Origin of the sequence: Nonomuraea sp. NPDC026600, from assembly GCF_040638335.1 — a bacterium.
In the GTDB taxonomy this organism is placed as follows: Bacteria; Actinomycetota; Actinomycetes; order Streptosporangiales; family Streptosporangiaceae; genus Nonomuraea.
Genome location: NZ_JBEZYD010000112.1, coordinates 1 through 1,485 on the forward strand (window position 1 = coordinate 1; position 1,485 = coordinate 1,485).

Below are 1,485 nucleotides of genomic sequence, written 5' to 3' on the forward strand. Positions count from 1 at the left end.
GGGCTCTTCGAAGTTAAGCGGGGTTGAGGCAACCACGGCTCTTTCGGGTGGTGGCGCAGCGAGTGCGGAGTCGTTGTGATTCGGGGTTTCGGAAACCGTAGGCGTCGCGGGCGACAGTCTTGATCACCCGGTTGGTCCCCTCCGAGCCCGCATTGGTGATGCCGGTCCGGATGAAGGCAAGGATCTGTGGCCACCAGGTCTCGATGGTGCCGGCCAGCCGTTCGAGTTCGGGCAGGCCAGAGGCGGCGCACAGATCGTAGAAGCGGAACAGCCGGTCGGCGATCACGCTCCGGTCGGGGTGCGTGCGCGCCAGCGCGAGCACGTCCAGCAGATCCTCCTTGGCGTTCCACGCGGTCAGGATTGGCGTTCCGAGCCGCTTGGGCAGGGCCATCAGATCGTCGATCATCGGGTCGAGCTGCGAGCCGTGCATCCGGGCGGCCGAGCGCGTCAGCCGGTTGCGTAGTTCCCATTCCCGGTTGCCCTTGCGGCCGCGCCGCCCGCGGACCTGCACGGTCAGGCGGCGCCGAACCTCGGTGACAGCGGCGTTGGCCAACTGCACCACATGGAAATGATCGACAACGAGGACCGCGTGCGGCAGGGCGGCCCGCACGGCCGCCTTGAAGATCGTGCACATGTCGATCGCGACGTGCGCCACCTGGCTCTTCCACTCCCGGCCACGCGCGTCCAGCCAGTCGATGACCGCCTGCGAGGTACGGCCCTCGACCTGGCCCAGCAGGCCCTGACCATGCGAGAGGTCCACGAACCCGACATGCCAGCGATCCACCACCGTCTTCCACGCCTGCGCGGCCTCGTCATACACCCAGCGGGGACGACCCCGGCGCGTCTCGTCGATCCCCAGCACGGTGACCGGCTGTGGCTCGGCCGGCAGCACCTGAGCGGCATGAGCGGTGAACGCCGCCGAGACCACCGGCCAGGACACCCCGTGATCCCGCGCCGCCTGCACGATCGTGCGACCGCCGTCGGCCACCGCCGCACCGCTGGAGCGGCGTAACCGCTCGGTCAGCCTCGCCCGCGCCGGGATCTGCGGCACCTGCTCAGTGAACGTCTTGCGCGGGCACGCCGTCTTCGAACAGATCCAGCGCCTCTTGCGCCACAACAGCAGACAGCGGCGCCCGCCTACCGGCAGATCCCGCGGCCGAGTGGTCACCCACTCCTTCATCCGGGTGGCCATCACCCCGCAACCGGGGCACACCCGAGCCCGCTCATCCCTCGTCGCCAACCAGACAATCGGCCCCTCACCAGCGTGTTCATCTCTTGCGATGACCTCGACGACGGCCAGACCATCCAGGCCCAGCAACCGCGTCGTATCGTTGACCATGCTCGCGGCTCTTCTGTTGTGATCTTCTGCGTAGACAACAGAAATGATCGACGGGAGCCGCGAGCTCCCTCAAGAGGCGAACACACCCCAGCCCGCGCAGGCAAGGACGGCGGTCAAGCCTCAACCCCGATCAAATTCGAAGAGCC

Annotated in this window: 1 protein-coding gene; it reads right to left on the reverse strand. The window is 67.7% G+C overall.

Features of this window, described 5'->3' with window-relative positions; translation table 11 throughout:
* Window positions 1-13: 13 nt before the first annotated feature.
* The gene (locus AB0F17_RS66430) at window positions 14-1,339 is read right to left on the reverse strand and encodes an ISL3 family transposase (RefSeq protein WP_358047855.1); all 1,326 of its coding nucleotides are present in this window, start codon (window positions 1,337-1,339) and stop codon (window positions 14-16) included.
* Between the last annotated feature and the right edge of the window lie 146 nt (window positions 1,340-1,485).